The sequence below is a fragment of the Streptomyces sp. NBC_01460 genome (assembly GCF_036227405.1).
In the GTDB taxonomy this organism is placed as follows: domain Bacteria; phylum Actinomycetota; class Actinomycetes; order Streptomycetales; family Streptomycetaceae; genus Streptomyces.
Window position 1 is genome coordinate 2355007 of sequence record NZ_CP109473.1, and the last position, 23607, is coordinate 2378613.

Annotated in this window: 21 protein-coding genes; 10 read left to right on the top strand and 11 right to left on the bottom strand. The window is 73.0% G+C overall.

Annotated elements, in window-relative coordinates; all coding sequences use genetic code 11:
• The first annotated feature begins 74 nt into the window (after nt 1-74).
• Nucleotides 75-1829 carry an NAD+ synthase gene (locus OG488_RS10490; protein ID WP_329228076.1) on the top strand — a complete coding sequence of 585 codons (1755 nt, stop codon included), beginning with the start codon at nt 75-77 and terminating at the stop codon, nt 1827-1829.
• A gap of 42 nt (nt 1830-1871) precedes the next feature.
• Here OG488_RS10490 and OG488_RS10495 read toward each other — a convergent pair whose 3' ends face one another.
• Nucleotides 1872-2537, bottom strand: coding sequence for a DNA-binding response regulator (locus tag OG488_RS10495; protein WP_329228078.1), 666 nt, complete (start codon nt 2535-2537; stop codon nt 1872-1874).
• Nucleotides 2538-2624: 87 nt separating this feature from the next.
• Between OG488_RS10495 and OG488_RS10500 the strand changes: the two genes are divergently transcribed.
• Both OG488_RS10500 and OG488_RS10505 read left to right on the top strand, forming a co-directional pair.
• The gene (locus OG488_RS10500; protein WP_329228079.1) at nt 2625-3467 is read left to right on the top strand and encodes an oxidoreductase; all 843 of its coding nucleotides are present in this window, start codon (nt 2625-2627) and stop codon (nt 3465-3467) included.
• A 136-nt stretch (nt 3468-3603) separates the two neighbouring features.
• Entirely contained in the window at nt 3604-4794 is a 1191-nt protein-coding gene (locus OG488_RS10505) for an MFS transporter (protein WP_443074210.1), read from the top strand.
• A 30-nt stretch (nt 4795-4824) separates the two neighbouring features.
• Here the strand turns inward: OG488_RS10505 and OG488_RS10510 are convergent, their stop codons facing one another.
• The 5 genes from OG488_RS10510 to OG488_RS10530 form a co-directional block, all read right to left on the bottom strand.
• Nucleotides 4825-6045: an MFS transporter gene (locus tag OG488_RS10510; RefSeq protein WP_329228080.1), complete on the bottom strand. Its 1221-nt coding sequence runs from the start codon at nt 6043-6045 to the stop codon at nt 4825-4827.
• Nucleotides 6046-6305: 260 nt separating this feature from the next.
• Nucleotides 6306-7499 carry a Cmx/CmrA family chloramphenicol efflux MFS transporter gene (locus OG488_RS10515; protein ID WP_329228082.1) on the bottom strand — a complete coding sequence of 398 codons (1194 nt, stop codon included), beginning with the start codon at nt 7497-7499 and terminating at the stop codon, nt 6306-6308.
• 320 nt (nt 7500-7819) lie between these two features.
• Nucleotides 7820-8842, bottom strand: a complete 1023-nt coding sequence (locus tag OG488_RS10520; RefSeq protein WP_329228084.1) for an endonuclease/exonuclease/phosphatase family protein — start codon at nt 8840-8842, stop codon at nt 7820-7822.
• A 167-nt stretch (nt 8843-9009) separates the two neighbouring features.
• Nucleotides 9010-9720 carry a TetR/AcrR family transcriptional regulator gene (locus tag OG488_RS10525; protein ID WP_329228086.1) on the bottom strand — a complete coding sequence of 237 codons (711 nt, stop codon included), beginning with the start codon at nt 9718-9720 and terminating at the stop codon, nt 9010-9012.
• Between the two features lie 89 nt (nt 9721-9809).
• Complete coding sequence (locus OG488_RS10530; protein ID WP_329228088.1) at nt 9810-11420, bottom strand: DHA2 family efflux MFS transporter permease subunit; 1611 nt, start codon at nt 11418-11420, stop codon at nt 9810-9812.
• Between the two features lie 184 nt (nt 11421-11604).
• Between OG488_RS10530 and panB the strand changes: the two genes are divergently transcribed.
• From panB to OG488_RS10545, 3 genes are all read left to right on the top strand, one after another.
• Nucleotides 11605-12492 carry a 3-methyl-2-oxobutanoate hydroxymethyltransferase gene (panB, locus tag OG488_RS10535; protein WP_329228090.1) on the top strand — a complete coding sequence of 296 codons (888 nt, stop codon included), beginning with the start codon at nt 11605-11607 and terminating at the stop codon, nt 12490-12492.
• Between the two features lie 168 nt (nt 12493-12660).
• On the top strand, nt 12661-13683 hold the full coding sequence (locus tag OG488_RS10540) for an ATP-binding cassette domain-containing protein (protein WP_329228092.1): 1023 nt from the start codon (nt 12661-12663) through the stop codon (nt 13681-13683).
• A complete protein-coding gene (locus OG488_RS10545) occupies nt 13680-14531 on the top strand; it encodes an ABC transporter permease (protein WP_329228094.1) in 852 nt (283 codons plus the stop codon). The genes OG488_RS10540 and OG488_RS10545 overlap by 4 nt, the downstream gene beginning before the upstream one ends.
• A 3-nt stretch (nt 14532-14534) precedes the next feature.
• Here the strand turns inward: OG488_RS10545 and OG488_RS10550 are convergent, their stop codons facing one another.
• Nucleotides 14535-17837, bottom strand: a complete 3303-nt coding sequence (locus tag OG488_RS10550) for a BTAD domain-containing putative transcriptional regulator (RefSeq protein WP_329228097.1) — start codon at nt 17835-17837, stop codon at nt 14535-14537.
• A 126-nt stretch (nt 17838-17963) separates the two neighbouring features.
• Here OG488_RS10550 and OG488_RS10555 point away from each other — a divergent pair, with 126 nt between their 5' ends.
• Nucleotides 17964-18776 carry a site-2 protease family protein gene (locus OG488_RS10555; protein ID WP_329228098.1) on the top strand — a complete coding sequence of 271 codons (813 nt, stop codon included), beginning with the start codon at nt 17964-17966 and terminating at the stop codon, nt 18774-18776.
• On the opposite strand, the gene OG488_RS10560 is transcribed toward OG488_RS10555, so the two are convergent.
• Nucleotides 18773-18958: a hypothetical protein gene (locus tag OG488_RS10560; protein ID WP_329228099.1), complete on the bottom strand. Its 186-nt coding sequence runs from the start codon at nt 18956-18958 to the stop codon at nt 18773-18775. The genes OG488_RS10555 and OG488_RS10560 overlap by 4 nt on opposite strands.
• Before the next feature lie 78 nt (nt 18959-19036).
• Entirely contained in the window at nt 19037-19747 is a 711-nt protein-coding gene (gene npdG / locus OG488_RS10565; protein WP_329228100.1) for an NADPH-dependent F420 reductase, read from the bottom strand.
• Nucleotides 19748-19914: 167 nt separating this feature from the next.
• On the opposite strand from npdG, the gene OG488_RS10570 reads away from it, so the two are divergent.
• Nucleotides 19915-20517, top strand: coding sequence for a hypothetical protein (locus OG488_RS10570; protein ID WP_329228101.1), 603 nt, complete (start codon nt 19915-19917; stop codon nt 20515-20517).
• Nucleotides 20518-20557: 40 nt separating this feature from the next.
• On the opposite strand, the gene OG488_RS10575 is transcribed toward OG488_RS10570, so the two are convergent.
• Nucleotides 20558-21175, bottom strand: a complete 618-nt coding sequence (locus tag OG488_RS10575; protein ID WP_329228102.1) for a TetR/AcrR family transcriptional regulator — start codon at nt 21173-21175, stop codon at nt 20558-20560.
• Nucleotides 21176-21267: 92 nt separating this feature from the next.
• Here OG488_RS10575 and OG488_RS10580 point away from each other — a divergent pair, with 92 nt between their 5' ends.
• Nucleotides 21268-22200 (top strand): aldo/keto reductase, encoded by a 933-nt coding sequence (locus tag OG488_RS10580; RefSeq protein ID WP_329228103.1) that lies wholly within the window; start codon nt 21268-21270, stop codon nt 22198-22200.
• Between the two features lie 127 nt (nt 22201-22327).
• Here the strand turns inward: OG488_RS10580 and OG488_RS10585 are convergent, their stop codons facing one another.
• Entirely contained in the window at nt 22328-22570 is a 243-nt protein-coding gene (locus OG488_RS10585) for a hypothetical protein (RefSeq protein ID WP_329228105.1), read from the bottom strand.
• 58 nt (nt 22571-22628) lie between these two features.
• Between OG488_RS10585 and map the strand changes: the two genes are divergently transcribed.
• Nucleotides 22629-23486, top strand: coding sequence for a type I methionyl aminopeptidase (map, locus tag OG488_RS10590; RefSeq protein ID WP_329228107.1), 858 nt, complete (start codon nt 22629-22631; stop codon nt 23484-23486).
• Nucleotides 23487-23607 lie beyond the last annotated feature (121 nt).

Consider the following 23607-nt stretch of genomic DNA (forward strand, 5'->3'; position numbering starts at 1 on the left):
CTCCGGCCAGGGATCTCCGGCCCGGAAGCCGACAGGCCAGGACATCGCGTCAGTCAGACGATTACACTGGTTCCGTGCCTCAACTACGCCTCGCACTGAATCAGATCGACGCGACCGTCGGAGACCTCGCCGGCAATTCCGAGTCGATCGTCCACTGGACCCGGCACGCCGCCGAGCAGGGGGCCCACCTGGTGGCGTTCCCGGAGATGGTGCTGACCGGATACCCCGTCGAGGACCTGGCCCTGCGGTCGTCCTTCGTCGAGGCCTCGCGGACGGCGCTGCGCGCCCTCGCCGCCCGCCTCGCCGACGAGGGTTTCGGGGAACTGCCCGTCGTCGTCGGCTACCTCGACCGCTCCGAGCACGCGGCGGCCCGCTACGGGCAGCCCGCGGGGTCGCCGCGCAACGCCGCCGCGGTGCTGCACCGCGGGCAGGTCGCGCTGAACTTCGCCAAGCACCACCTGCCCAACTACGGCGTCTTCGACGAGTTCCGGTACTTCGTGCCGGGTGACTCGATGCCGGTCGTGCGGGTGCACGGCATCGACGTGGCGCTCGCGATCTGCGAGGACCTGTGGCAGGACGGCGGTCGCGTCCCCGCCGCCCGCGCCGCCGGAGCGGGCCTGCTGCTGTCGATCAACGCCTCCCCGTACGAGCGCGACAAGGACGACACCCGGCTGGAGCTGGTCCGCAGACGGGCCCAGGAGGCCGGCTGCACCACCGCGTACCTGGCGATGATCGGCGGCCAGGACGAGCTGGTCTTCGACGGGGACTCCATCGTCGTGGACAAGGAGGGCGACGTCATCGCCCGTGCGCCCCAGTTCGCCGAGGGCACCGTGATCCTCGACCTGGAGCTGCCCGCCGCAGCGGCCGAGGCGCCGTCCGGGGTCGTCGACGACGGGCTGCGGATCGACCACGTGTCACTGGGCGAGGAGCCGCTCCCGGCCTACGAACCCGAGCTCGCGGGCGGTTACGCCGAGCGGCTCGACGACGACGAGGAGCTGTACTCGGCGCTGGTCGTGGGCCTGCGCGCGTACGCCGCGAAGAACGGTTTCAGCAGTGTGCTGATCGGGCTCTCCGGCGGCATCGACTCGGCGCTCGTGGCGGCGATCGCCTGCGACGCGCTGGGCGCCCAGCGCGTCTACGGCGTCTCGATGCCGTCGAAGTACTCCTCGGACCACTCCAAGAGCGACGCGGCCGAGCTGGCGCGGCGCACGGGGCTGAACTTCCGCACCGTACCGATCGAGCCGATGTTCGACGCGTACATGGGATCGCTGGGGCTCACCGGACTGGCCGAGGAGAACCTCCAGTCACGGCTGCGCGGCACGATGCTGATGGCCCTCTCCAACCAGGAGGGCCAGATCGTGCTCGCGCCGGGCAACAAGTCGGAGCTGGCGGTGGGCTATTCCACGCTGTACGGGGACTCCGTCGGCGCGTACGGGCCGATCAAGGACGTGTACAAGACGTCGGTCTTCCGCCTCGCGAGGTGGCGCAACCGGGCCGCCGAGGAGCGCGGTCAGGTCCCGCCCATCCCCGAGGCGTCCCTCACCAAGCCGCCGAGCGCCGAACTGCGCCCGGACCAGGTGGACTCGGACTCGCTGCCCGACTACGACGTGCTGGACCGCATCCTGGAGCTGTACGTCGACCGGGACCAGGGCCGGGACGCGATCGTGGCGGCGGGCTTCGACGACGCCCTGGTGACGAGGACCCTGCGGATGGTGGACACGGCCGAGTACAAGCGCCGGCAGTACCCGCCGGGCACCAAGATCTCGCCGAAGGGCTTCGGCAAGGACCGCCGGCTGCCGATCACGAACCGGTGGCGCGAGTCGGGCTGACGCGGGCGTCTCCGGGAGGGTTCACGGGGCGGCCTGCACCCGTCAGCGGGACAGCCCCAGTTCGCCCGCGCGCAGACCTGCCTGGAAGCGGGAGCCGGCGTCGAGCGCGGCCATCAGCCCGGCCACGCGCCGCCGGTAGGTGCGGAGCGAGAGGCCGAGGCGTCCGGCCGCCGCCGCGTCGGTGAGTCCGGAGCCGAGGGCTTCGAGGACCGCGCGGCTCCCGGCGTCCAGGTGGGGGGCGTCGCCGCGCAGCCAGACGTCGAGGTCGAGGGCGTCGTCCCAGACGGCCTGGCAGAGCGAGTGGACGCCCTCGACCAGATTCCGTGACGTCGTCACGGTGTACGCGCGGCCCGCGGAGCTCTCCCGGCCCGCGAGGATCATGACCCGCCGGTCGATGATGATCGTCTCGTGCGGCAGCGGCGAGCCGCTGATCCGGACCAGGGCTCCCCTGCTCCGCACCAGCCGCAGGTGCGCGCGGGCCTCCTCCTCGACGAGGGCGAGCGGGCTGAGCAGCTTGCGAACCGTGAGGCCGGATGTGTCCGGCGTGCGCATCCGGCGCAGGACCGCCGCCCTGGCCACCGGCTGCGACCAGGTCCTGAGGTCCCGGGCGGCGCACAGGAAGTCGGAGGAGACGGACGCGAAGAGATGACCGGCGCGCGCGGCCAGCTCCGCGTCCCCCTGGACCGAGAACACCTCTTCGTTCCGCATCCCGCCAGTCTGGCAGGGAGCCCGCGGGCCTGGCAGCAACCTGCCACGTGCTCGCCCGGCACCGTGGGGGCGGCCACGATGGGCCTCATGACGATCAAGACGTTCCCCCTCGGCGGGGACCTCACCATCAACCGGCTCGGCTTCGGCGCGATGCGCCTGGCGGCGGGCACGTTCGACGGCCCGCCGCGGGACCCGGAGACGGGCGTCGCCGTGCTCCGGCGGGCCGTGGAGCTGGGCGTGAACCACATCGACACCGCCGGCTTCTACGGCCGGGGAACCGTGCGGGCGAACGAACTGATCCGTACGGCGCTGGCCCCCTACCCCGACGGCCTGGTCATCGCGACGAAGGTCGGCCCGCTGCGCGACGCCGCCGGTGTGCCGAGCGGGGAGGCGACGCCGGATCAGCTGCGGGGCCTGGTCGAGGAGGAACTGCGCGCGCTGGGGCTGGACCGACTGGACCTGGTCCATCTGCGGGTGGGCGGGATGAACGGGCCGGGCAACGCCTCGATCGCCGAACGGTTCGCGGTCCTGGCCGGGCTCCGGGAGGAGGGGCTGATCCGTCACCTGGGCGTCAGCAACGTCGACGCCGCCCAGCTCACGGAGGCCACGGAGATCGCGCCCGTCTCAGCGGTGCAGAACAAGTACGCCGACGACATGGGGCTGCTCACCGCGTGCGAGGAGTCGGGCATCGCCTACGTGCCCTACTTCCCGCTCGGCGGAGGCCTCGGCCCGCTCGGCACGGAACGGCTCGGCACGGTCGCGGCCCGCCTCGGCGCGACCCCCGCGCAGGTCGCGCTCGCCGCACTGCTGGCGGCGTCGCCGTCGGTGCTGGCGATTCCGGGCACCGGTTCCCTGGACCACCTGGAGGAGAACCTCGCGGCGGACGCCCTCGTGCTCGGCGACGAGGACCTGGCCGCCCTGCGCGGCTGACCGGCCGGCCCGGGAGGCGCCGGCCGGACAGGGCATCTGCCCGATGCCGCCGCCCCGCCTCAGTCGTCAGCATGGCCACCGGAGCGCCCGGCCGGGGCGCGGCGGGTGGACGGGGGGGCACGTGAGGGCGTTGGGCGTGGTGGCAGGGGACCGGACGGCTCTGCTCTGCCTCACGGGGCTGCTCGTGTCCGGTTTCGGTACGTCCGCGATGTGGCTGACCGCAGGGATCTGGGTCAAGTCGGCGACGGGGTCGGACAGTCTGGCCGCCCTGACGGTGGGTGCCATGTGGGCGCCGGTCCTCGCGGGCCCCGCCCTCGGAGCGGTCGCCGACCGGGTACCGCGCAGGCTCCTGCTGGTCACGGTGAACCTGGTGATGGCGGGCCTGATGGCCTCCCTGCTCCTCGTCGGCCCCGGCCACCGGATCGGCGTGCTCTTCGCCGTCCTCGTCGTGTACGGCGCGAGCGGGGTCCTCCTGGACGCGGCGGAAGCGGCTCTGGTCGCGCACGCGCTGGACGCCCGGCTGCTGGGGGACTTCAACGGGCTGCGTACGACGGCGAACGAGGGCATGAAGCTGCTCGCCCCCCTCGCGGGTGCCGGCCTGTTCACCCGGTACGGCGCGGGCGCGGTGGTGGCGCTGGACGCGGTGACGTTCGCCCTGGCCGCCCTGCTCTTCGCCCGCCTACGGGTACGGGAGCCTGCCAGGGGCCGGGAGGCGGCACGGCCGGGAGGCACGGCGGCGGGGATACGGCTGCTGCGCGGCTCGCCGGTCCTGCGGCCGCTGGTGTACGCCGGGGCGCTGACGATGCTGCTCGCCGGGCTCAACGGGGCGGCCGTGTACGCCGTCGTGGAAGAGGCCCTGGGCCGCCCACCGGCGTACGCCGGGGTGTTGTACGCCTTCCAGGGCGCGGGCTCCGTGGCGGTGGGCCTGCTGGCAGGCCCCCTGTTGCGGCGGATGCCGGAACGCACGTTCGCGGCGGCGGGAACAGCGGTGTTCGCCGTGGCGGTGGGAGCGCGGGCGCTGGGCGGTGACCTGGTGGCGCTCGCGGCGAGCACGGCCATCGGCGCGGGCCTGCCGTGCGTGCTGATCGCCGCGATGACCGCGGTGCAGCGGGAGACCCCGGACGCGGTGCTCGGCCGCACCGCGGCGGCGGCCAACTCGCTGATGGCGGCGCCCAACGCGATGGCGCTGGCGGGCGGCGCGGGGCTGGTCGCCGTGGTCGACGTCCGGGTGCTGCTGCCCGCCGCGGGGCTGGCGGGGCTGGTCACGGCGGCCTGGCTGCGCTCGGGCCGGCGGGAGAAGCACGAGGCCGGGCCGGTGGAGGCGTGAACGCCTCCACCGGCCCGGCCTCGTGGCGCCTCAGCCCTGGGACGAGCGGGCCTCCGCGTGCTCACGGGTCTCGGCGCGGGCGCCGGACGCCACGACACGCGAGGTGCCCGGGGTCCGGTCCAGCACACCGGCCGTGACCGCCACGGCGAGGCCGGCGACGGCCAGTACGGCACCGACCAGGGCCGGGGAGGTCCAGCCCCAGCCCGCCGCGATGGCGACCCCGCCGAGCCAGGCCCCGCCCGCATTGGCGAGGTTGAAGGCGGAGTGGTTGGAGGCGGACGCGAGGGTGGGGGCGTCCTTGGCCTTGTTCATCACGAGCATCTGCAGCGGCGTGGTGGTCATGAAGCCGATGCCGCCGAGCAGCACCACCATGACCAGCGCGGCCCACTGCACGTGCACGGTGAAGGGGAAGACCACCAGGACGACGGCCAGGGCCGCCAGCGAGCCGTACAGGGTCGGACGCAGCGCGCGGTCGGTCAGCGGTCCGGCGGCCAGTGCGCCGAGCGTCATCCCGATGCCGAAGAGCGCGAGGACGAGCGTCACCGAGGACTCGCCGAAGCCCATCGCCTCGGTCGTCATGGACGAGAGGTAGGAGTAGACGGCGAAGACACCCGCGAAGCCGAGGACGGCGGTGAGCAGGCCGAGCACGACCTGCCGGTTGCCGAGCGCGCTCAGCTCACGGCGTACGTTCTGGTGCGCCTCGACGGGGATCTGCGGGACCAGACGGGCGAGCGCGGCCATCGCGGCCAGGCCGATCACGGCGACCACCATGAACGTGGCGCGCCAGCCGAGGTGCTGTCCGAGCAGGGTGGCCGCGGGCACGCCGACGATGTTGGCCACGGTCAGGCCGAGGAACATCGTGGCGACCGCGCGGGCCTGGCGGCCGTCCGGCACGAGGCGGGCGGCGACGACCGCGCCGACGCCGAAGAACGCGCCGTGCGGCAGCCCGGCCAGGACCCGGCCGGCCAGCAGCCAGCCGAAGTCGGGGGCGAAGGCGGAAGCGAGGTTGCCGACGGTGAAGAGGGCCATCAGCAGCAGGAGCATCCGCTTGCGCGGGATCCTGGAGCCGAGACCGGTGAGCAGCGGGGCACCGAGGACGACGCCGATCGCGTACGCCGAGACGAGGTAACCGGCGGTGGGTACGGACGTTCCCAGATCGTCCGCGACGTTGGGCAGCAGCCCCATCATCACGAACTCGGTGGTGCCGATGCCGAAGGCGCTCACAGCGAGGGCGAGCAGGGCCAGGGGCATGGAAGTGACCTTTCGGACGGGGGCCGCCCGGACCATGGCGTCCGGGTGGCGGCGGTGTGTGTGCGGGAGCGTCGGCGTCGTTGCCGGGACGGGTTATGTATCCCGTCGGAACAAAGTCTCTCAGACGTTTTATGCCCGGACGTGAACAAGCCGTTGCGCCGGGGTGTGATCTGGGCGTCACTCTGCGGGGCCGCCCTCTCCCCGGCCCCCGGGAACGTACTCCGCGGGCCCGGCCGGACGAGCCGGCCGGGCCTTCGCCGTCACCCTTCCGGCACCGGCGCCCGTCGCGCGGCAGGAGTCCCGCTCACCCTGCGGGAGGACATCGCGAGCACCCCCGCCCCCGCGAGGGCGAAGCACATCAACAGGGCGCTCACCCAGACCGGGGAGCGGAAGCCGAGCCCCCCGCCGAGGGCCAGGCCGCCCAGCCAGGGCCCGGTCGCGGCGCCCACGTTGAAGGCGGCCGTGGCGAACGAACCCGCCGTCGTCGGGGCGTCGGGGGCCTGGTGGAAGACCCGGGTGATGAGCGTCGTACCCGTACCGAAGGCGAGCGCCCCCTGGAGCAGCACGAGGGCGAGCACGGCCGCCGGGTGCGCGGCGGCCAGGGCCAGTGCGGCCCAGCCGGCGGCCAGGGCGGTCATGCCGAGCCCGACGACCGCGCCCGGGCGGGCGTCGGCCAGGCGGCCGGCCAGGGTGACGCCGGCGAACGAGCCGACGCCGAACAGCGCGAGCACCACGGGCACCCACCCGGCGCCGAGCCCGGTGACCCGGGTGACGAGCGGTTCCAGGTAGGAGAACGTACAGAAGGTCGCCCCCTGCGCGAGTGCCATCACCAGCAGGGTCAGCAGCAGCCGGGGCCGGGCCAGGGCGCGCAGTTCGCTCCGCGCGCTCACCCCCCGGACGTCGTCGGGACGGCCGCCCGGCACGGCCGCCCACAGCGCGAGGGCCGCGGGCACGGAGACCAGGGCCACGGCCCAGAACGCCGAGCGCCAGCCCCAGAGCCCGCCGAGCGCCGCCCCCGCGGGGACGCCCACCACACACGCGACGGTGACCCCGCCGACGACGACGGCGGTGGCGCGCGCCCGCTGGTGCGGGGCGGCCATGGCCAGGGCGGTGACCAGCGCGACCGCCCAGAAACCGGCGTTGGCCAGCGCGCCGGCGACCCGGGTGGCGAGCAGGACCCCGTAGCTGGAGGTCAGCGCGCCGGCGACGTGGGCGGCGACGAAGACACCGAGGAAGAACAGCAGCGCCCGGCGCCGGGGCCAGGTGCGGCAGGCCAGGGCGGCGAGCGGCGCGCCGATCACCATCCCGGCCGCGAAGGCCGAGGTCAGCAGCCCCGCGGCGCCGAGCGGGACGTGCAGGTCGCCGGCGATGCCCGAGAGCAGGCCGGACAGCATGAACTCCGATGTGCCCTGGGCGAAGACCGCCAGACCGAGCACGTATACAGCGAATGGCATGAGGAGGAACCCCTTGTACGGAACCGTCGGAGGAGACGAGCGGTGCGCAGGGGGTGCGGGCCGCGCCCGTCGTCACGCGCCAAGGGCGCGGGGACGGCAACGCGGTGGAATGTCCGGTGTTCCCACGGGACATGAAGGTCGGCCCGCACCGCCGCGGAGGATCCGGCGGTGGTCGACGGCGCGACGGGGAGAGCCCGGTGACCGCTCGGGTCAGAGGCTTCAGGCGTCGGTGACCGGCCACCGGCGAACCGGCGGCCTGAGTCTGTCGGACTCGGGGCTGGACATGGGGGGCAGCGTAGCGCGTCGGCCGGAGCGTCCGCTCACAGCTCCACGCGGGCCGCGATCGGCAGGTGGTCGCTGTCCGTGGCGGGGAGGGTCCAGGAGGCGAGGGGTTCGACGCCCCGCACCATGATCTGGTCGATCCGCGCCATCGGGAACGACGCCGGCCAGCTGAAGCCGAAGCCGTCGCCCGCGGCGCCCTGGGTGGAGCGCATCTGGGCGGTGACCGCGTTCAGGGAGCGGTCGTTCATCGTGCCGTTCAGGTCGCCGAGCAGGACCACCCGCTCGATCGGTTCGTCGGCGATCGCCTCGCCGAGCGCGTCGGCGCTGTCGTCCCGCTGGTTGGCGGTGAAGCCCGCGTTCAGCTTGACCCGCACGGAGGGGAGGTGTGCGACGTACACCTTGACCGGGCCCTCCGGGGTGGTGACGGTGGCGCGCATCGCGCGGGTCCAGCCCAGCTTGATGTCGACGGGACTGGAGTCCGACACCGGGTACTTGCTCCACAGGCCGACCGTCCCCTGGACGGAGTGGTGCGGATAGGCGGCGGCGAGCGCGTCCTCGTAGGCCGCCACCTTGCCGCCGGGCAGCTCCTGCAGGGCCACGATGTCCGCTCCGGAGCCCGCGACCTGCTGGGCGGTGCCCGCGGGGTCGGGGTTCCCCGCGTTGACGTTGTGCGTGGCGACGGTGAGGTCGCCGCCGGTGCCCGACTTGTCGGCGAAGAGCAGGCCGCCGAAGAGGTTGAGCCAGACCGCCAGCGGCAGGATCAGCGCGACGAGCGCGGTCGCCGAACGCCGGACCAGACCGAGGACCAGCAGCACGGGCACGAGGAGGCCGAACCAGGGCAGGAACGTCTCGATGAGGCTGCCCAGGTTGCCGACGGTGTTCGGGATCTCGGCGTGGAAGACCATCACGACGGTCAGGAGGACCGAGCAGAGCGCCAGCAGGACGCCACGCCGCCAGATGCCCCGGTCCGAGGCCAGTCTGTGCCGCAGGGCCCGCAGACGTGAGCCCGGCTGCGGGCCCGCGCCGGCGTCCTCGGTGTCCGTCCTGTACGCCTGCACCATCGCGCTCGTCCTCACTGCCTTGCCGTACACATCACCGCGCCTCCCGACCCTAGGCGATGGGTGACGCCGTTCCCGCCGTCGACGACGGCCGTACTGCCATCAGGACGAAGGAAGCGGTGCGCCGGGTTCCGCCCGCGGTGGCGGTGGTGAGGCTTGTGACAGAACGATCACACAGGGGCGGCCGTCGGGTCCACAGCCGTGACCTGCTGTTCCGGCGCGCGTGGCGCGAGCCCCTGGAGGAGGGTCCGGATGATGCGGTCGGCGAGGTCCTCCGGCAGCGCGGCGTCGGGACGGTGCACGGTGCGTACGAGCATGGGCCCGAGGAAGAGGTCGTCCATGAGCTCCACGTCGAGGTCGTCGCGGAGCTCCCCCGCGTCCACGGCCCGCTGCACGGCTGCCAGCATCGCGACGCGCCGCGGTGCGATGACGGTGTTCTGGTACTCGGTCCAGAGCCTGGGGTGCTTCTTCATCTGCACGAACACGTTGTGCAGGAGGGCGGAGGAGCGCTGGGCGAGTCCGCGGGTACGCATGGACTCCAGCAGTACCCGCAGATCGTCCAGGCCGGCGTTCCCGGAGACGGTGGGCTCGGCGGGCTCGATGTCGCGCAGGACGTCGACGAAGAGCTCCTCCTTGCCGCTCCAGCGGCGGTAGATGGTGGCCTTGCCTACGCCCGCGCTCCGGGCGATGCGCTCGATGGAGAGGCCGTCCAGGGTCTCCCCCGCCTCCAGCATCCGCACGACGGCGTCGAGGATGGCCCGCTCGGCGGCCGCGCTCCGGGGACGGCCCCGGCGGGGCTCGGGTCCCTGGAGGGGTGGCCGGACCGCGCCCTCGGCCGGGTCCTGCGCGGGGTTCTGTGCCGCCTGCCGCACGTGGGCCACCTCTCGCTGCGCCGTCCGCCGTTCGCCCTGTGTACCGATTCTCGCCGACCGGCCGGGGGCGGAGCCACTCCCCCGGCCGGTGCGGCGGATCAGGACCGGCGGGTCGGCTCCCCGGCCGGCTGCCGGGCCTGCGTCGGGCCCTCCGGGGAGGCCGGCGTCCTGCCGGGCAGGAACGCGGCCACCACCGCGGCGCCGACCAGGGCGACCGCGGCCGAACCGAGCGCCGTGACGTGCATGGCGCCGATGAACGCGTCGTTCGCCGCCGCGATCAGCGGCTTGCCCGCCGGGCCCATCCTCTCGGCGACACCGAGGGTCCCCTCGATGGACCCGCTCGCGGCGTCCCGCGCGGCGGCGGGCACCCCGGCGAGGTGGCCCTCGATGTCCCCCCGGTAGACGGTGGAGAGCACCGAGCCGAGCACGGCGATGCCCAGCGCCCCGCCGACCTGGCGGAACGTGTTGTTGATGGCGGAGCCCGAACCGGCCCGCTCGCGGGGCAGGGCCTGCATCACGGCCACGGTGACCGGCGGCATGATGTGCGCCATACCGGTGCCCTGGACGAAGAAGACCACGCAGAGCACCCAGAGCGGGGTGTCCGCCCCGAACAGCGCGAAGGCCGCGAGTCCGGCGGCGACGAGCAGCATGCCGACGGTGCAGACCGCGCGCGCCCCGAAGCGGTCGACGACCAGGCGGGCGCCGGGCGAGAAGATCATCTGCGCGGCGGCGAGCGGGAGGATCAGCAGCCCGGACTCCAGCGCGGTGTAGCCGCGCACGCTCTGCAGGTAGAAGGCGGAGAAGAAGGTGACGCCCATGAGCGCGAAGAAGACCAGCGCGATGGCGGCGACGGCGGCGGAGAACGCGGGCTTGCGGAAGGAGGACATGTCGATCGACGGGTGGGCGCTGCGCTTCTCGTGCCGGACGAAGACCGCGAGCACCACCAGTCCGCCGATCGACGGCGCGAGGACGGTGACATCGGTGAAGGAGGCGAGCTCGCCGCCGCGGATGATGCCGTAGACCAGCAGGACCAGGCCGACGATGGACAGGACGACCCCGAGCGGGTCGACGCGACCGGGGGCGGGGTCCCGCGAGTCGGGTACGAGGACGGCCATGGCGATCAGCGCGACGATCACGACGGGCACGTTGACCAGGAAGATCGATCCCCACCAGAAGTGCTCCAGGAGCAGGCCGCCGGTGATCGGGCCGATCGCGATGCCGAGGCCGACGCCGCCGGCCCAGATGCCGATGGCCTTGGGCTGCTCGTCGCGCTCGAAGACGTTCATCAGGACCGCGAGGGTGGCGGGCATCACGAACGCGGCGCCGAGGCCCATCAGCGCGCGCCAGGTGATGAGTTCGCCGGGCGAGGCCGAGAACGCGGCGAGGGCGGAGCCCAGGCCGAAGACCAGGGTGCCGCCGAGCAGGACCTTCTTGCGGCCGAGGCGGTCACCCAGCAGTCCGGCGGTGAAGAGCAGCCCGGCGAAGACGAGCGTGTAGGAGTTGATCGCCCACTCGAGCTCGCTCTGGGTGGCGCCGATGCCGGTCGGCGCGGGGCTGGCGATCGTTTTGACCGCGACGTTCAGGATCGAGTTGTCCAGCACGATGATGAGCAGGCTGAACATGAGGACGCCGAGGATGGCCCAGCGGCGGCGGTGGACCGCCTCGGGGACACGGGGCGCGGCGGCAGGGGCGCCGGACGGTATGGACATGGCCACGACCCTAGCCGACTTACGATACGAGACCGTCTCGTATTGGAAAGACTTTACCCGACTGCCGCGCACCGGTCGACGGGCCCGGTGGGCCCACTTCACGGGAACGGTCGCGGGATGCCACCATGGAAGGGATCCGGGGACGCCGTCAGGGCGCCTCGAGATGACGAAGGAGCCGTTGGCCATGTCGCTTCAGGCTGCGCAGAACCAGTCCGCCACACCCCCCGCGGGCCCCACTCCCGGCGCCGGTAAGGCCCTCTACGGGGGCACCAGCACCCGCCGCATCACCGTCCACGACATCGCCGCCGCCACCGAGCGCGGCGAGAAGTGGCCCATGCTCACCGCCTACGACGCGATGACCGCGTCCGTCTTCGACGAGGCCGGCATCCCGGTCATGCTCGTCGGCGACTCCATGGGCAACTGCCACCTCGGCTACGAGACCACCGTGCCCGTCACGATGGACGAGATGACCATCCTCTCGGCCGCCGTCGTACGGGGCACGAGTCGCGCCCTCATCGTGGCCGACCTGCCCTTCGGGGCGTACCAGGAGGGCCCGGTCCAGGCCCTGCGCAACGCCACCCGGCTGATCAAGGACGCCGGTGTCGGCGCGGTCAAGCTGGAGGGCGGCGAGCGCTCCCACGAGCAGATCCGCCTCCTGGTCGAGGCCGGGATCCCGGTCATGGGCCACATCGGCCTGACCCCGCAGTCCGTCAACGCCATGGGCTACCGGGTGCAGGGCCGCGGCGAGGAGGCCGCGCAGCAGCTGCTGCGCGACGCGAAGGCGGTGCAGGACGCGGGTGCGTTCGCCGTCGTCCTGGAGCTCGTGCCGGCCGAGCTGGCCGCCGAGGTCACCCGCATCCTGCACATCCCGACCGTCGGGATCGGCGCCGGTCCCGAGACGGACGCACAGGTGCTGGTCTACACGGACATGGTCGGCCTGACCGGCGGCAAGGTGCCGCGCTTCACCAAGCAGTACGCCAACCTGCGTCAGGTGATGACCGACGCCGCCAAGGCGTACGCCGACGAGGTCGTCGGCGGCACGTTCCCGGCGGCGGAGCACACCTTCCACTGACGCCCCTCAGACCACTGCCGCACCACCGACAGCCCGCCGACTTCCCCCATCGGCGGGCTGTCGCCCGTCCACCCGCCGCTCGGCCGGCGGAACGGCCGCGGGGCTGTCGGTCCGCTGTCAGCGACATGTCGGTGACTTGTCGGTGACTTGTCGGTGGCGGCTGGTCTGATGGTGTCCATGACGCGAAACGACAAGAACCTCAGGGGCGGCACGAACGCCGTCGAGGTACGGGGGCTGGTCAAGCACTACGGCACGACCAAGGCGCTGGACGGCGTGGACCTCGATGTGCGCGAGGGCACCGTCCTCGGCGTGCTCGGTCCCAACGGTGCCGGCAAGACCACCCTCGTACGCTGCCTGTCCACCCTGATCCGGCCCGACGCCGGGCACGCGGTCGTGGCGGGCTACGACGTGGTGAAGCAGCCCCGCCAGCTCCGCCGCACCATAGGCCTGACCGGGCAGTACGCCTCGGTCGACGAGAAGCTCTCCGGCTGGGAGAACCTCTACATGATCGGGCGGCTGCTCGACCTGCCGCGCAAGAAGGCCCGGTCCCGCGCCGACGAGCTGCTGGAGCGCTTCTCGCTCACCGACGCGGCGAAGAAGGCCGCGATGGACTACTCCGGCGGCATGCGGCGGCGGCTGGACCTGGCCGCGTCCATGATCGGCAGCCCGGCCGTCCTCTACCTGGACGAGCCGACCACGGGGCTCGACCCCCGCACCCGCAACGAGGTCTGGGACGAGGTGCAGCGGATGGTCGCGGAGGGCGCGACCGTGCTGCTCACCACCCAGTACATGGAAGAGGCCGAACAGCTCGCCAGCGAGCTCACCGTCATCGACCACGGCAGGATCATCGCCCGGGGCGGTGTCGACGAGCTCAAGGCCAAGGTCGGCGGCCGCACCCTCCAGATCCGCCCCTCCGACCCGGCCGAACTGGCCGCGATGGCCCAGGCCCTGCGCGAGGCGGGTCTCGACGGCGTCGCCGGTGCGCAGGCGGTCCCGGACGAGGGACTGCTCTACGTACCGATCCTCAGCGACGCGCAGCTGACCGCCGTCATCGGGCTGCTCGGCGCCCGGGGCTTCTCGCTCGCCCACGTCTCCACCGCCCTGCCCAGCCTGGACGAGGTGTTCCTGGCCATCACGGGCGACAAGGCCACCCCCGTCACCGACACGATCCCCCAGGAGGTCGCGGCATGAGCACGACGACTCTGACGCCCGCCCCCACCGAGGCGGCGGCACCGGCCACGGAGCTCCACGACGAGGGCCGGATAGGGCTGCGGAGCAACCTGCGCCACATCGGCGCGCTGGTGCGGCGCAACCTGCTCCAGATCAAGAAGGATCCGGAGTCGATGTTCGACGCGCTCCTGATGCCGGTCATCTTCGTGCTGCTGTTCGTCTACGTCTTCGGCGGCTCGGTCGGCAGCAGCATGGGCGGTGACCGGCAGGACTACCTGAACTACCTGATCCCCGGCCTGATGGCGATGATGGGCATGAACATCGCCATGGCGGTCGGTTCCGGTGTCAACGACGACTTCCGCAAGGGGGTCATGGACCGGTTCCGCACCATGCCGATCGCCCGCTCCTCGGTGCTCATCGCCAAGATCGTGGTCGAGCTCGGCCGGATGACGGTCGCCACACTGATCCTGCTGGGCATGGGCTTCGCCCTCGGCATGGAGCTCCACGGTTCGGTGCTCGGGCTGATCGGGGCGATCGCCCTGGCGGCCGCTTTCGGCGCCGCCATCATGTGGATCTTCATCCTGCTCGGACTGAGCCTGAAGACGGCCCAGGCCGTCCAGGGAATGGGGATGATCGTGATGATGCCGCTCCAGTTCGGTTCCTCCATCTTCGCCCCGACACAGACGATGCCCGGCTGGCTCCAGACGTTCACCGACTACAACCCGCTGTCCAACCTGGCCGACGCGGCCCGTGGACTGATGATGGGCGGCCCGCTCGGCAACTCGGTCTGGCTGACGCTCGGCTGGACCGTCACCATCACGGTCGTCATGGCCCCGCTCGCGGTGTCCAAGTTCCGCAAGGCTTCCTGACGCCTACTCACCCGCGTACGCGCCGACGAGGGCGGTGGCCTCCTCCATGGAGAGGCCACCGCCCTCGGCGTACGCCGCCTCGTAGGCGGTGTCCCCGAGGACCCCGCGGGCCAGTTTGCCGGCCGCGTCGCGGTCGGCGCGCTCCACCGACGTCGGCACATGCCCCTCCGGCAGCAGCGCCTGACCGGCCGCCAGCAGCCGTGCCCCGAGAGCGGCCCCACGCTCCTCGCCGAGCCCGCCCAGCGCGCGTGCCACCGTGAACAGGTACAGCACGTGCATGTCCGGCGCCACCATCTGCGACAGCCGGTCGTCGGCCCGCATCAGTGCCTCCCGGCCCCGGGCCAGGGCGTCCGCGTACAGCCCGTCCTGGTTGTCCAGCCAGGCCAGGCCACCCAGCACGAAGGCCTCGAAGACACCTACGGACTCCGCCCTGAAGTCCGCCTGCAGCACGGCGAGGTGCTCGCGGGCCTCGGCCGTGCGCCCCGTCGCACCCAGGGCGAAGGCCAGGAAGAACCGGGCGAACGCCGTCGCCTCGTGCCCCCTGTTCCGCCCCTGGGCCAGCACGTCCCGGAGGATCGCCTCGCCCTCCGGCACACGCCCGAGCTCGACGAGTGCGGCCGCGTACCGGGTGCGGAGCACCAGCACCTGGGCCCGGGCGTCGAGCTTCTCCGCGTAGCCGATCGCGGCCTGGTAGTCCTCGGCGGCCCGGGTGTGGTCGCCCGCCTTCTCGTTGACCTCGCCGCGGGCGGAGAGCGCCTCCGCCGCACCCCAGTCGTCGCCGAGGCGGCCGAAGATCTCCAGGCTCTCGTCGGCGTCCGCGTGTGCGGCGCCCGCCCAGTCGGTCCGGTTGGCCAGCACGTTGGCACGCATCTGGAGGGCGGAGGCCAGCTCCCAGTCGGATCCGAGCCCCCGGGCGGCGCGCACCGTCTCGTCCAGCAGCCCGCGGAGGTCCTGTACCTCCCCGGTGAGCATGACGGCGAAGAACCAGAGCATGCCCAGGTTGCGGCAGGTCTGCGGCTGGCCGGGGCGGTAGGTGGCGGCGATGACCCGCAGGCGCGCCATGTCGCCCTCGTTCGCCCAGAAGTCCATCGCGTGGTCCATGTTGGCCATCTTGAGCAGAGCCACCTGGCGCCGCGCCTCCTGGAGCAGCTCGGGCCCCATCGGCGGCGGCGCGTCGGTGCAGCGTTCGGTGAGCGAGGGCGCGGGGACCGCGGGCCCGGCGAACGGGTCGGGGCTGAGCGCGGAGACGGCATCGGCCCACTGGAGGGCGTCGGCGCGCAGGTCACGCATCTGCCAGTACCAGGCGAGCGAGAGCACCATGCTGAGCGACTCCTGCTCGTCGCGCGCGGTGACGGCGTGCCGCAGCGCGGTACGCAGGTTCTCGTACTCGCGCTGGAGCAGGTCGAGGGCGGCGAGCTGTCCGGCGCCGCGGAGTTCGGGGTCGGTGGTACGGGCCAGCTCCCGGTAGAACACGAGGTGCCGGCGTTCGACGACGTCGCCCTCCCCGGCCTCGCCGAGCCGTTCGGCGGCGTACTCGCCGATGGTCTCCAGGAGGCGGTACCGCATCCCGCCGTCCATGGCGGGGGCGGCGACGACGAGTGACTTGTCGACGAGCGAGCCGAGCGTCCCGGCGACGTCGCGCGCGTCCTGCGGCCGGTCCGCGCAGACCGCCTCGGCAGCGTCGAGGGTGCAGCCGCCGGAGAAGACCGACAGCCGGCGCAGAGCGGTGCGTTCGTGCTCGTCCAGAAGGTCCCAGGACCAGTCGACGACCGCGCGCAGGGTCTGCTGGCGCGGCAGCACGGTGCGGCTGCCGCTGGTCAGCAGGCGGAAGCGGTCGTCCAGACGGTCGGCGATCTGACGCGGGGTGAGCATGCGCAGCCGGGCGGCGGCCAGTTCGACGGCGAGCGGGAGTCCGTCGAGGCGGTGGCAGACCTCGGCACAGGCCGCCGCGGTCTCCGTGTCGGCGTCGACCCGGAAGCCCGGCCTGGCGGCGGCGCCGCGCTCGGCGAGCAGGCGCAACGCCGTCGCCTCGGGCAGCGGGCCGACCGGCCGGACGAACTCGCCGGGTACGCCCAGGGGTTCACGGCTGGTCGCGAGAACGGTGAGCCCCGGACAGCGGGCCAGCAGATGGTCGGCGAGAGCCGCTGCCTGCTCGATGACGTGCTCGCAGTTGTCCAGGAGCAGCAGCATGCGGCGCCCGGAACAGTGTTCGGTGAGCCGGGCGAGCGGTTCGCCCGCGGCCCGTTCGGCCGCCCGGAGCTCCTCGGCGCCCGCTCCGCGCAGCACCGTCTCGCGGCCGCCGAGCGCGGTGAGGACGGCCTCGGGCACCGCTTCGGCGTCGTCGACCGGGGCGAGTTCGGCCAGCCAGACGCCGTCCGGCCAGGCCGCCGGGTCCACGGACTCGGCGGCCTCCTGGGAGAGCCTGGTCTTGCCGGCGCCGCCGGGGCCCATGAGGGTGACGAGCCGGGCGCGGGTCAGGTCCTCGCGCAGGTCCGCGAGGTCCGCCTCGCGCCCCACGAAGCTCGTGAGCCTGGCCCGCAGATTGCCCCGCCGCCCGGGACGGGATGCGGGGGCGGGGGCGGGCGGCTCCTGGTGGAGCAGCCCCTCGTGCAGGGCACGCAGGGCGGGTCCCGGGTCGGTGCCCAGCCGGTCGGCGAGCAGGGCGCGCACCTCGTCGTACGCCGCGAGGGCCCGCGCGGTGCGTCCGGTGTCCCGCAGCGCCCGGATGCGGAGGGCCTGCAGGGGTTCGTCGAGGGGGTGGTCGGCGCAGAGCCCGGCGAGTTCGGGCAGGGCTTCGCCGGCACGGCCCTGCGCGAGGAGGGCCTCGATCCGGGTCCGGCGGGCGTCCAGGCGCCTGGCCTCCCAGCGGGCCGCGGCCACGGCGCGGTCCGGCAGGTCGGCGAGGGCGGGGCCGCGCCACAGGGCGAGTGCCTCGTCGAGGACCGTGGCGGCCTTCGTCGCGTCGCCGTCCTCCAGCGCCCGGGCGCCCTCCCCCGCGAGCCGCTCGAAACGGTGCAGGTCGACGGAGTCCGGGCCTGCGGCGAGACGGTAACCGCTCGTGACGGACTCGACGGCGTCCCGGCCCACCGCGCGCCTGAGGCGGCCGACGAGCGCCTGCAGGGCGCCGGGGGCGTCGGCGGGCGGGTCGCCGTCCCAGACCTCGTCGATGAGCACCCCGGCCGGGACCGTACGCCCCGGGCTCAGGGCGAGCACGGTGAGCAGGGCGCGCAGCCGCGCCCCGCCGAGGGCGACGGCGGTGCCGTCGGGGCGGAGGACGCGGGTGGTACCGAGGATGCCGTAGTGCACGGGCCCCATTGTCCGCGACTGCTCCGCCCGGCGAGGAACTACCACCTTCCGTGACACGTTCCCGCCCTGTCACCCGTACGCTCGGGGGCTCCAGCCGCCGTCCAGAAGCCCTCAGGAGAGCCGCCGATGACCACCGCGTTCCGCCGCCCCAGCGACCGGCGGGTCAGCCCGATCTTCCTCGGGATCGTCGCCGTCATGGCCGTCTCGGGCTGGGCGGTGTGGACGGACTTCGCCGAGCAGACCGGCTTCGCGGTCTTCCTCTTCGTCACCGCGGCCTGGATCGTCTCGCTCTGCCTCCACGAGTACGCGCACGCGCGCACCGCGCTGCACAGCGGCGACATCTCGATCGGGGCGAAGGGCTATCTGACGCTCAACCCCCTCAAGTACACCCATGCCCTGCTGAGCATCGTGCTGCCCGTGCTCTTCGTGATCATGGGCGGCATCGGCCTGCCGGGCGGTGCGGTCTACATCGAGCGGGGGCGGATCAGCGGGCGCTGGAAGCACAGCCTGATCTCGGCGGCCGGTCCCCTGACGAACGTCCTGTTCGCCGTCGTCTGCACGGCGCCGTTCTGGCTGGGCGGGCTGGACGGCGTCCCGCTGACCTTCCGGCTCGCGCTGGCGTTCCTGGCCCTGCTCCAGGTGACGGCGGCCATCCTGAACTTCCTGCCGGTCCCGGGGCTCGACGGCTACGGCGTGATCGAGCCGTGGCTCTCGTACAAGGTGCGGCGCCAGGTGGAGCCGTTCGCGCCCTTCGGGCTCATCGCGGTCTTCGCGCTGCTCTGGATCCCGGAGGTCAACGGGGTGTTCTTCGACGCGGTGGACGCGCTGCTGCGGGGCCTGGGCGTCAGCGAGGTCGAGACGTACTGCGGGCTCGACACCTACCGCTTCTGGCAGGAGTGGTTCGGCGACCAGGACCCGGGCTGCGCGCTGATCCGCTAGGAGGCCTCGGCGCGGGACTCCATCCGGTGTTTGCGGACGTAGAACCACGCCATGTTCGAGGAGAGGCCGACCAGCAGCACCCAGACGACGCCCAGCAGGACGCCGCCCTGGACGAAGGAGATCACGGCCGCCGCGACGGCGAGGACGCAGACGGCGATGGCGTAGAAAGCGAGGCGGGGCATGAGGGCGGGTGCTCCTGTCCGGGGATGGTGCGGTCCCGTCCAGTGTCCCTCATGCCCGATTCGGCTCGGGGCACGGGCTCACACGTCGGTGGTGCGCAGCCCCGCGTGTGCCTTGTAGCGGCGGTTGACGGAGATCAGGTTCGCCACGAGCGACTCGACCTGGTGCGCGTTGCGGAGGCGGCCGGCGAAGATGCCCCGCATGCCGGGGATGCGGCTCGCGAGGGCCTGCACGGTGTCGGTGTCGGCGCGGGCCTCGCCCAGCACCAGCACATCGGTGTCGATCTCCTCGATCGTCTCGTCCTGGAGCAGCACCGCCGAGAGGTGGTGGAAGGCGGCGGTCACCCGGGAGTCCGGCAGCAGGGCGGCGGCCTGCTCGGCGGCGCTGCCCTCCTCGGGCTTCAGGGCGTAGGCGCCCTTCTTGTCGAAGCCGAGCGGGTTGACGCAGTCGACGACGAGCTTCCCGGTGAGCTCCTCGCGCAGGGACTCGAGCGTCTTGGCGTGGCCGTCCCACGGCACGGCGACGATCACGACGTCGCTGCGGCGGGCGCACTCCGCGTTGTCGGCGCCCTCGACGCCGTGGCCGAGCTCGGCGGCGGCGGCCTCGGCGCGGTCGGCGGCGCGCGAGCCGATGACGACCTTCTGTCCGGCGCGGGCGAAACGGTAGGCGAGGCCGCGGCCCTGGGGGCCGGTTCCGCCGAGCACGCCGACGGTCAGGCCGGACACGTCGGGGAGGTCCCAGGGGTCCTTGGCGGGGGGCTTGGGGGCGCTTCCACTGTCATTCGTAGTCATGGCGCCGACCCTACTGCGAGGTAGGGAGAGGGAACCGGCACCTCCTCCCTCTGCGACACGCCTCACGCGTCACGCGTCACGGAGGGTGTGGGTGCCCGGATCCCGTTCGGGTGGATTACCCCGGTCGGGCAGTCACGGGGAACGGGCGGGCGGCATGATGCCGGGCCATGGATGCCGTACGTGTCGCGCTGCTGCGTGAGGTGCTCGCCGGGACGGAGTGGCCCTCGGCCGCCCGGGGGTTCGCCCGGACCCTGCGGTCGTCGGTCGTCCCGCGGGGCGGCGGGCTGCTGCTGGTGGGGACCGAGGTCTACGAGCCGTGGCACATGGCCGCGCACCTGGTGGACGAGTCGACCTGGTCGGGTCTGCCGCAGCTGCGGCCCACGCTCGTGCGGCACCGGGTCGAGCCGGACGACCCGGTGCACCTGGCCGTCGGTCTGGGCCGGATCGAGGCGGCGGGGCGCGGCGAGACGTTGCTCGTGGTGGCGCCGGAGCGGCCGGACGGCGGTCTGCTGGAGCGCGTGCACGACGCGCGCCGCGCGGGGGCGACGGTCCTCTCGCTGGACGGCGGCGATCCCGAGGTGCGGGGCCTCGCCCATGAGGCGCTGACGGTCTCCGACGAGGACGAGGTCGACCTGGACACGGTGCAGCACCTGGTCAGCGCGGCGGCCGGGGAGAACGGCGCGCCCTCACCGCGGGGGCGCCGCACGTTCCGGGACCGGCTGTCACGGCTGGCCGACCAGCTGACCGCCCCGCCGCCGGCCCGGTGGTGACGGGTCCGGTGGGCGGAGGGTCCTCCCCGCGCCGGACGGGTCAGGGGCGGTGTCCCGGGGTGGTCAGGGCGTCGGCGACGAGGTCGAGGTGGCGTGCCGTCTGCTCGGGGTCGATGCCCGCCACCGCGGCGAGGGAGACGCCCAGGAGGAGCGTGGTGACGTCGTCGGCGTCGACGTCCGTGCGCAGCGATCCGTCCTGCGCCCCGGCGCTCAGCAGCGTCTCCACGGCTTCGCCGATGCGTACGCGGGTGGGGAGCAGGGGCGCCGTCCTACCGGCGGTGGGGCCGACGCGGGGGTCCTTGTGCATCGCGTGCTTGGTCGCGGAGAAGGCCAGGTAGCGGTCCATCCAGGCGCGGAGCGCGGCACGCGGGGGCAGCTCCTGGAGGAGTGCGGGGGCGCAGGCGGCGACGGCGTCCAGTTCGTTCTCGTAGACCGCTTCCACCAGTGCGTCGCGGGTCGGGAAGTTGCGGTAGAGCGTGGCGATCCCGACGCCCGCCTGCCGGGCGACGGTCTCCAGCGCCACTGGTCCCGTGGCTGACGTGAAGGCGGCCCGGGCCGCCTGGACGATCTTGTCGCGGTTGCGGCGTGCGTCGGTCCGGGCGGCACGCGGTGTGCCGGATTCCGGGGAGGCGGGGTCGCCGGAGGCGCGCTGGGCCATGGTGGAGGATTCCTCCGCTTCCTGTTACGGTCATAAGAAGTGGAGGATTCCTCCACTCGATCCCAGCATCTCACATCCGAGGACGGACCCCCATGACCTCCCCCGCCTCCCCCCTGCCCTCCTCACCCACCACGGCCACCGGCGCCACCCGCGCCGGAGGGGCCGGCCGGCTCGGCGACCGCACCGTCTCGCGCATCGGCTACGGCGCGATGCAGCTCCACCGGATGGCCGAGGACCGCACCGGCGCGCTGGCCCTCCTGCGCCGCGTGGTCGAACTCGGCATCGACCACATCGACACGGCGCAGTTCTACGGCGACGGCTACTCCAACGACCTGATCCGCGAAGCGATCCGCCCCCAGGACGGCGTCACCGTGGTCAGCAAGGTCGGCGCCACCCCCGACCCCGGCGGCCCCGCACCGATGCGGTACGCCCAGCACCCCGCCGAGCTCCGCGCCGACGTCGAGACCAACCTCAAGAGCCTCGGCCTGGACCGGATCCCCCTCGTCAACCTGCGCCGCGCCACCACGTCGGGCTTCGGGCTGTCCGCCGGTCCCGACCAGATCGTCGACCTCGACGACCAGCTCGCCGAGATGGCCGCCCTGCGCGACGAGGGCAAGATCGGTGCCATCGGCCTGAGCACCATCGGCCTCGACGACCTGCGCCGGGCGCTCCCGGTGGGGATCGCCTGCGTACAGAACGCCTACAGCCTGCTGGCCCGCGAGGACGAGGAACTGGCGCGGACCTGCGCCGCCCACGGCATCGCCTGGGTGCCCTACTTCCCCCTCGGCAGCGCCTTCCCCGGCCTCCCCAAGGTCACCGAACACCCGGTCGTGCGGGAGGTCGCCGGCTCCCTCGGCGCCACCCCCGCCCAGATCGGGCTGGCCTGGCTCCTCCACCACACCCCGGGCACCCTGCTGATCCCGGGCACCGCCGACGCCTCCCACCTGGAGGCGAACGTCGCCGCGGGGACCGTCACGCTCGACGCCGGGTCCCTCGCCGCCCTGGACGCGATCCACACGGACTGACCACGACGGGCCGGAGCCGGGGGCGGCCGGAACCGGAGGGGGCGACAGGCGCCCCGGCCGGAACCGGAGGGGCGACAGACGCCCGCCACCCGCTCCGGCGCGATCCGCCGGGCACCCCCGGCCCCGGTCAGGCCGGGCCCGGTGTCCCGTCCCCCGGCCCCTCCGTGCGGTCGTGCCACTTCGGGTCGTTCTCCCACTCCAGGTTCCGCTCACGCGCCGTGTCCATCGCGCGCTGCGCCTCCCCCGGCGTGGTGTACGGGCCGAAACGGTCCTTCCCCGGGCACTCGGGCCCTTCCTCGACCTTCTTGTGCTCCAGGCAGTAGTACCATTCGCCCGGTTTGCCCACCGTGCGCTTCTTGAACAGGGCCATTGCGGGATCCTTTCCTCGTTGCCATGGTGCCCCGAGGACGCTGGTTAGACTCGCTGACATGTCTGGCCAGTCGCTGCTCGCACCAGGGGAGATCACTCCCGTCCGTTCCGTCCCCGGAAAGATCCGGCGCCCCGAGTACGTGGGGAAGCCCGCCCCGGCCCCGTACACCGGGCCGGAGGTCCAGGACTCCGACACCGTGGAGCGCATGCGGATCGCGGGCCGTATCGCGGCGCAGGCGATGGAGGAGGCCGCCAAGCACATCGCCCCGGGGGTCACGACCGACGAACTCGACCGGGTCGCGCACGAGTTCATGGTGGACCACGGGGCCTACCCGTCGACCCTGGGCTACCGGGGCTTCCCGAAGTCGCTCTGCACCTCGCTCAACGAGGTCATCTGCCACGGCATCCCCGACTCCACCGTCCTGCGTGACGGCGACATCGTGAACCTCGACGTCACCGCGTACATCGACGGCGTGCACGGCGACAACAACGCCACCTACCTCTGCGGCGACGTCGACGAGGAGTCGCGCCTCCTCGTGGAGCGCACCCGGGAGTCACTGAACCGCGCCGTCAAGGCGGTGCGGCCCGGGCGGCAGATCAACGTGATCGGGCGCGTCATCGAGTCGTACGCGAAGCGGTTCGGCTACGGGGTGGTGCGGGACTTCACCGGGCACGGGATCAACTCCTCGTTCCACTCCGGTCTGATCATCCCGCACTACGACAGCCCGCACGCCACGACCGTGATGCAGCCCGGGATGACCTTCACCATCGAGCCGATGCTGACGCTCGGCACCCACGACTACGACATGTGGGAGGACGGCTGGACCGTGGTCACGAAGGACCGGAAGCGGACCGCGCAGTTCGAGCACACACTGGTGGTGACCGAGACCGGGGCGGAGATCCTGACTCTCCCGTAGGACGGCCGGTCCTGCGGAACCCTTGCCGGCAGCCCTTACCGACAGACAGTCGGGAACCTGTTGACTTAGGTAAACCTAAGTAGGAGGATCAGCCTATCGTTGCGCGGCGGCGCGTTCAGCT